The organism is Luteolibacter sp., from assembly GCF_058122085.1.
In genome coordinates, this window is the sequence record NZ_JBIKBQ010000209.1 from 1 (window position 1) to 7839 (window position 7839).

Consider the following 7839-nt stretch of genomic DNA (forward strand, 5'->3'; position numbering starts at 1 on the left):
GCCGTGAGGGGCATGATAATATGGGCGTAGGGGCGCGCGGATTTGTTTTATTATCCGCTGATTGTTGACGAATGTGTACTTCCATGCATTTCCCGTCGAGGTCAAGAACAGCCGGGGGAAAGCCGCGTCGCGCCTTGCGAATCCCGTGGCGCGCGCTATGGCCGGGGGATGTCAGGAGCAGAACCAGGCCGCTTGCGGCGTCTGCGTCACCGGGTGGAGGCGTGGGCCGTCCGCGCGGTGGCTTGGGGAGTGCCCCGATTGTCGCGTCCGGCCGCCCGGCGATGGGCCCGGGTTGCCGGCTGGATCGGGTACATGGTGGATGCCCGCGGCCGGGCCACTGGTCGGGAGAACTTGCGAGTCGTTTTTCCGGAACGATCGGCCGCTTGGCGGAAATCTGTGCTCCGCAAAAGCTACATTTCCTTTGCGCAAACGATGATCGACCTGTTCTGGGGAGTGAATCTCACGGCGGAGAACTGGCGCGAGCATTTTACGATTGTTCCGGATGACCCTGGGTTACCCGATGCGGTGGCAGCGACCGGGGCGATCTGGTGCTGCCCGCATTATTCCAATTTCGAGTGGATTGCCACGGTCATGCCGTGGTGGGGGGTTCCGATGATGATTGTCGCGCAGGACTTTAAAAACCCCGAGCTGACGCCGATTTTTGCGGCGGCTCGCGGCCACAGCGGGCAGACGATGATTTCGTCAGAGGGCGCTATGCTGAGGCTGTTCAAGAACCTGAAGCGGGGCGGGCATTCGTCTTTTCTGTGCGACCTGACGGTGCGCCCGGATCAGGCCGCCACCGTGGTGCGCGCATTCGGCTTGAAAATGAGCGCGACTCAGCTTCATGCGGCGCTCGCCCAACGCACCGGTCGCCCGGTGGTGCCGATGCTGACGCTGCCACAACCTGATGGCACCTACCGCCTGCGCCTCTGGCCCGCGCACCATTTCACCCTAGAGCAGCCCGCCCACCTGATTGCTCAGCAGATTTGGGACCTCTTTGAGCCCGTCATCCGGAGTCAACCGGAGGGGTGGCTCTGGATGTACAAGCATTTCCGTCATCGGCCAGCTGACCAAGAGGGCCGCGAGTACCCGGCCTATGCCAATCGTTCGAAAAAATTTGATGCCCTTGAGCGGGAGCTGGCCTCTGTCACTTAATTTATTCATGCGCGACCTTATTAATGATCCACTGTGGGAGGCGGCTGATCTGGGCCGTCCCATTCCTGATTCTCGGCATGCGGTTTCCGTGTGTTTGCCGACGTGGGCCGGCGTGATTGGGTATGAGGAGGCTGATCCGGCGGTGACGGGAAGGATGCAGGCTGGGTATCCGCGGTTTTTCTGTCATCCGTTGGTGACGGAGTTGTTGGCTCGGGTGGCGCGCGAGAAGGCGGGGGACGGGGAAAAAGTGCTTGTGTTTCCCACGCCGGAAGCGGCGGCGGCGGCGGCGGATTGGATTTTGTTAAAGGAGGATGTGTGCGGGGTGGCGGTGCGTCGGCTGCATGAGGACGGTGATGACGCCACTGATGCGACGGCGGTGATTTTCCCGGCCGAGGCGGAGAAGACGGCCCGGCTTTACTGGCGGTTTAGCGGGCAGGGCGTGTCCAGCCGGTTGGCGGAATCTTTGCTGGCCGGATGGGGGGCGTCTGAATTTCGTGAGGCTGAATCCTCGGGCGCGGCGGCCCAGTCCCTTATCCGCCAGCGTCTTGCCGCCTTGACGGGCCAGCCGGCTGACCATGTGTTTCTTTTTTGCAGTGGCATGGCCGGAGTGCATGCTGTGCAGCGGACCCTCGGATTGCTGCGGCCCGGGCTGCCCACCGCGCAACTCGGATTCCCGTACGTCGACGTGCTTAAGGTCCAGGAAGAATTTGGCGCTGGGGTGCGCTTCCTGCCCGGTGTCGGCGGCGAAACCATGGCTGGGCTGGCGGCGCTGGCCGCCCGCGAACCGCTGGCCGGTCTGTATACCGAACTGCCGAGCAACCCGTTGATTGAAATGCCCGACTTGCCGGCAGTGGCCCGGCTGGCGGCCGCTCATGGGTTTCCGGTCGTGGCGGATGATACCGTTGCGACGTGCGCGGCCATCGATGCCCTCGCGCATGCGGACGTGGTGACCACCAGTCTGACCAAGGCGTTCTCCGGCGTCGGCGACGTACTCGCCGGGGCCGTCATCGTGTCCGGCCGCAGCGTCTGGGCCGATTCCCTGCGGCGGCTGCTGTCCGCGCAGGAGGCCGCAGCGCCACTCTTTGGCCCAGATGCCGTGGTTCTGGAGAAAAATTCGCGGGATTTTGTCGAGCGCGTCCACCGCATGAGCGCCTCCGCCGCCACCGTGGCCGCGTGGCTGGCCGCTCATCCCGCAGTCGAGCGCGTGCATTACCCCAGCCTCAACCCCGCTCAGGAAGCGGCCTGCGCCGCTCTGCGCCGGCCCGGTCTCTCCTCCTCCAGCGGTCACGGCATGCTCCTGTCCCTGACCCTGCGCGATCCCGCCGCCACCCCGTCTTTCTTCGACCGCCTCCGCCTCTGCAAAGGCCCCAGCCTCGGGACCAATTATTCGCTGGCCTGCCCGTACACCCTGCTCGCCCACTACACCGAATTAGACTGGGCCGCCCGCTGCGGCGTCAGTCGTGACCTCATCCGTGTCTCCATCGGCCTCGAGGATCCCGCCGAGTTGATCGCCAGATTTCAAGACGCCCTCCCGCAATAAATGCGTCGCAATAGTGATATCGCTAAAAGATTTGATAATTGCGAGTCTCGGGTTCAGACTGGCGGCTCGTACTCGGACGACTGAGTGAGCAGGGTGAATTTCCGTATTGATGCTGATGACGACTGAATCTCCAATCTGTATTTCCGGGCTGACCGGGCAGCGTTTAATGGGGCATGGGGCGTGTGGTCGTGTGTACGAGGCGATGCGGGATGGGGGGCAGGTGTGTGCGGTGAAGGTTTTGGATGTGGATGCGGTGAATCCTGCGTATGTGGGGTACTGCTATGAAAAGCTCCGGGGTTTGCCTGGATTGCCGCATGTGGTGCCGGTGGTTGATTTTCATGATGGGGGAGTGGATGGGGAAACGTGGTATGTGATGCCGTGGTATGGGGTGCGGGTACCGGGATTGGGCCGGGTGGAGGGGGCGACGGTGGAGGCGGAGTGCGGGCGGGTGGAAGCGGGTACGGCGTGGCGGTGGGTGGCTGAGATGGCGGAAGGCTTGGCCGGTCTGCATTTGCATGCCGTGGTGCATTGTAATTTCAAGACCAGCAATGTATTCCTTGATCAGGGTCCTATGGGGGAAGGGCCTCGCCGGGTGGTGATTACCGATTATGGGCAAGGTTGGATGGGTGGGGTGGAGGCGTTGCCGCTGGCGGACCATGCGTTGTATGCGCCGCCGGAGCAGTTGCGGAACCCGACGCAGATTCAGTTTGGGACGGGTGAGCGGTGGGATGTGTATGCTTTTGGGGTGACGGCGTTTAGGTTATTAACGGGGGTTTTTCCTCGTGGACGGGGCTGGGCGGAGCGGTGGCGCGAGATTGATTTGCCTGATCCGGTGGAATTTGCGGCCTTGATTGAGAAGGAAGCGGGAGTGCCCTGGCCTGCGGTTCCGGTGGATGGGGCGGAATCGGCGCGCCGGGCGGTCGTGGACAAATGTTTGCGACTGGTTCCGGGCGAGCGTTGGGTGGATATGCGCGAAGTGCGGGACGCCTTGGTGGCGATTGACCAGCGGGTGGAGGCGGACGAGAAGCAGGCGGCTTGGCAGGCGGAGCGTGACCGCTGGCGAGCCACGGCGGCGGAGGCGGAGGCGGCAGCTTCGGCGGCTTCGGCGGCTTCGGCGGCGGACCGCCGTCCGGCGGTTCGTCCGACGGGTGAACCAGGGCGTGGACTGAAGTGGACGGCCGGGATTTCGACGGCGGCGGCGGCGGTCCTTGGGGTATTATCTATTTTGCACTATACGGGGCTGCGCGGGGCTAGGGCGGTGGCGGCTCAGCAGGCCAACGACCTGATTCGTCTTTCGTCGGAAAGCACCGAGGGGATGGCTCAGCGCGACCGTTCGCTTGCGGAGGCGCGACGTGCTCTGGAGGAGGCGCTGGCTGGTCATCGCCGCATGGAGGCGAATCTTGATGCCAGCCAAGCCGCGGCGGATCAGTTTTTTGAGAGTTTCCTGCAGGCGGCGGCTCAGCTTCCGGCCGAGGGAGAGCGGACCCGCCTGCTGCTGGCCGGGTACGAGCATTTTTCCAGCGTGATCACGGCGCACGGGAAAAACCCTGAACTGGCGGAAAGTTTGCTGCGGGCCCGGTGTCATCTGGCTGATATCAAACTCGCGCTCGGGGCTCCGCAGGAGGCGGCCGACCGGTTTGAAGAAGCCCGCGCGCAGATCGTCTTTTTTCTGGCGGCCCATCCCTCGCATCCGCAAGCGGGAGCCCTGCGGTTGCGCGCAGCGGACTGCCTGCTGACGGCCGCTCGTTTGCGTCTCGACGGCGGCCATTCTGATCCGGCGGTGCTGGGCGGGCTCGCGGCCTCGCTGGCTGAAGTCTCGGCGGCGGCAGAGAAAGCCGGGCATCCACCCGACTTGATGCGCCGCGTGGCGGATGGTGAATTAGTGCTGGCCCAGGCCGAACTGGCCCGGGTCTCGGGTGATTTGCCGACAGCTACCACCCGGGTCGATCGGGCGGCTGAGCTGGCCAACCAGTTGCTGAACGACCCGCGCCATGCTCAGCCCGGGGACAAAGTCCGGGTGGCTCGCGCCCTGCTGCTGCGCGGTCGCCTCGAGCGCCGCAATTCCCAATCTGAAGCCGCGTTGGCCACGCAGGTCGAGACCGCGCAACTGTTGCTGGAGTGCGGGGACCAGCCAGAAGCCCTTGATCTGCTCGCTCAGTGTTATGGCGAGACCGGGGCGATTTTGCAGGCGAACGGGGAAGCTCGCGACGCGGCGCGCGCCCAGGGCGAGGCGGTCAAAATTCTGAGTGAACTCGTCAAGCTGGCGCCCGAGCGGACTGATTACCGCATGATTCTGGCCGCCCGTTACGGCGACCTGGCTCAGCTGCTTCGCGAAAACGGCCAGGCTGCGCGAGCCCTTGATTATCAAAAAGGCGCCGTCGACATGGTCGCGGCGCTGCTCGAAAAAGACCCGGGCAATATGGCGCTGGCCACCACTCTGGCTCGCTTGCGCGCTGACCTCAGCGACTTGCTGGTCGCGCTCGACCAAAAACCTGAAGCCATGACCCAGGCTCAGCAGGCCCTGCAGTTGCTCGACCGGTTGAACCTGCCCGGTCCGCCTATTTCTACCGTCGACCTCTCGCATCGCATCGCCGTCGCCCGCAGCTACGGCGTGGTCGGAGAAGTGGCCGAAGGCGCCAAACAACTTGCTGCCGCCCAAGCGTGCTTCGAAAAAGCCGTCGCCCATTACGAGACCGCGGCGGCGGCCAACCCGGGAGACGGCCTGATCGATCGCGGCCTGACTGAGGTCCGCATGCACCTCGCCCGGGTGCGCCAGTAAACCTAAAAAGTAAGCTGAGCCCCTCATCGCGGAAAGCCGGTCGCGCCGGCGGTGCGCGGCCACGTGCTTAGCGAGGGAGGGGCGTACAGGTTTACTCCTGCCTCGCAGAGCCGCCCCGGGAGGGCCAGAGGTCATGGGTTGGCGTTGTTGGGCTGGCTTTTTCTCGGCCGGAGGAACCGTGTTTTTCTACTGGCGGCGGCGTCGTCTATTTCTAGGCTTAGATACATGAGCCATCCCACTGTTGACCGTGTTGCCGCCTTTGTTCCCTTTCGCGAGAAGATGCGGGCTGCAGGGCTCAATGATGCCGCCATTCGCGCTTTTGCCGGCAGTTATGACGCCTTGTGCCGTGGGGCCACTGGGCTGGTGGAGGAGGCGTCCATTGAGCCCGTGACCAGCCTGCCGCAGGCGTCCGCGCTGGATCTCACGCCGCAGCCTGAGCTTTTGCACCAGACTGTCGTCATCAAACTGAATGGGGGATTGGGGACCAGCATGGGGCTGGAGAAGGCCAAATCGCTGTTGCCGGTGCGCGGGGAGGATGCCTTTCTTGATTTGATCGCGCGCCAGTTGTTGCGGTTGAGAGCGCAGACCGGAGGTGCGGCGCCGCATTTCCTGCTGATGAACAGCTTCAGCACTTCTGACGACACGTGTGCGTATCTGGCGGCGCGGCAGCCGGCTCTAGGTGATCCCGCGGGGCTGGAACTGCTGCAGAACCGCGTGCCCAAAGTGCAAGCCGCAGATTTGGCCCCTTTAAGCTGGCCCGCCCAGCCGGATCTGGAATGGTGTCCGCCTGGACATGGCGATATTTATGCCTGCCTGCTGGGCAGCGGCTGGCTGGACCGGTTGCTGGCCCAAGGCGTGCGCTACGCCTTTGTTTCTAATGCCGATAATCTCGGTGCCACCCTCGACGAAACACTGCTGGCATGGTTCGCCCAATCCGGTCAGGCCTTCGCCATGGAAGTGACCCGCCGGACCGCCGCCGATCGCAAAGGCGGGCACCTCGCCCGCCGCCGCCACGACGGTCGCCTGCTGCTCCGCGAAAGCGCCCAGTGCCCGCCCGCCGATGAAGAGGCGTTTCAAGACGTCGATCGCCACCAGTTCTTCAATACCAATAACCTGTGGATCAGACTGGATCGCCTGCGCGACGAGTTGCTCCGCCTCGACGGGCTCATCCCGCTCCCCATTATCATCAATAAAAAAACCGCCGACCCCCGCGACCCCTCCTCCCCCGCCGTGCTCCAGCTCGAGACCGCCATGGGCGCCGCCATCGAGTGCTTTCCCGATGCTGGAGCCATCGAAGTCTCACGCACCCGCTTCGCGCCCGTCAAAACAACCGCCGATCTACTGGTCGTCCGATCCGATGCCTACGTCTTGACGGATGACCTGCGCCTCGAATTGCACCCGGATCGCGCCGGCCAGCCGCCACACATCACCCTCGACGCCTCTTGCAAACTCGTCGACGGATTGGAGAAAACTTTTCCGCATGGAGCCCCCTCCCTCCGCCAGTGTCACAGTCTGAAGATCCAAGGCCCGTTTGTGGTCGATGCCGGGGTGGCCATCCAAGGTGACGTCACGCTCGCGAATCCCGATCCCGAACCCAAGCGGCTGGCCGCCGGGACCTACACCGGATGATGCCGACCGCTGAGTCACGGCACTCGGCTCCGAATCTGACCGGGGATGGCCGGAGCTGCATTTAATAACTTTGAGGAAAAGAGAGTCTGTCTGTCATATTTTTTTAGAATTACATTATACAATAGTGTCGTTTTAAGCGATTCACGTTGCCGAAGGGGGGGGGTTGGTGGTAAGAATCTCAGTGAAACCCCATTCATTTTTTAATGAAGTCCCCCCAGCCAAAAACCCCAACTTCGCAGCGACCTCGGCGGATTCGCCCCTCAGGTGAGGCTGTAGAGACAGTTTTTCCGGTGGTTGGAATTGGGGCTTCGGCGGGTGGATTGGAGGCGGTGACGCATTTGCTCAAAGCCTTACCGCCGGACTTTGGCATGGCGGTGGTGCTGATTCAGCATCTCGATCCCACGCATGAGAGTGCGATGGCTGTTTTGTTGTCGCGGGCCACGTTGATGCCGGTGGTTGAGGCTCGGCACCGACTCAAGGTCGAGCCGGGGCATGTTTACGTTATTCCGCCCAACAAGAAGATGGGGATTTCCGGTGGGGTCTTACGGGTCATGGCGCGGGATGCGGACCGCAGACTTCCGAGCGCGGTCGACTTCTTTTTCCACGAGTTGGCGGTTGATTCGGGGGCTCGGGCGATTGGGATTATTCTTTCCGGGACGGGGGTGGACGGGACGCACGGCATTCAGGAGATCAAATCAGCGGGGGGAGTGACTTTCGCCCAGGACGAATCTTCTGC

5 protein-coding genes are annotated in these 7839 nt (G+C 63.2%); all 5 read left to right on the forward strand.

Annotated features, from left to right (window positions below):
- Nucleotides 1-168: 168 nt before the first annotated feature.
- Nucleotides 169-1155, forward strand: coding sequence for a lysophospholipid acyltransferase family protein (locus AC4DF4_RS18690; protein ID WP_490049609.1), 987 nt, complete (start codon nucleotides 169-171; stop codon nucleotides 1153-1155).
- A gap of 7 nt (nucleotides 1156-1162) precedes the next feature.
- A complete protein-coding gene (locus tag AC4DF4_RS18695) occupies nucleotides 1163-2695 on the forward strand; it encodes a PLP-dependent transferase (RefSeq protein WP_490049610.1) in 1533 nt (510 codons plus the stop codon).
- A gap of 109 nt (nucleotides 2696-2804) precedes the next feature.
- On the forward strand, nucleotides 2805-5474 hold the full coding sequence (locus AC4DF4_RS18700) for a protein kinase domain-containing protein (RefSeq protein WP_490049611.1): 2670 nt from the start codon (nucleotides 2805-2807) through the stop codon (nucleotides 5472-5474).
- 225 nt (nucleotides 5475-5699) lie between these two features.
- Entirely contained in the window at nucleotides 5700-7103 is a 1404-nt protein-coding gene (locus AC4DF4_RS18705; RefSeq protein WP_490049612.1) for a UTP--glucose-1-phosphate uridylyltransferase, read from the forward strand.
- A 329-nt stretch (nucleotides 7104-7432) separates the two neighbouring features.
- Nucleotides 7433-7839, forward strand: a 407-nt coding sequence (locus AC4DF4_RS18710; protein ID WP_490049613.1) for a chemotaxis protein CheB, incomplete at its 3' end; no start/stop codon positions are given.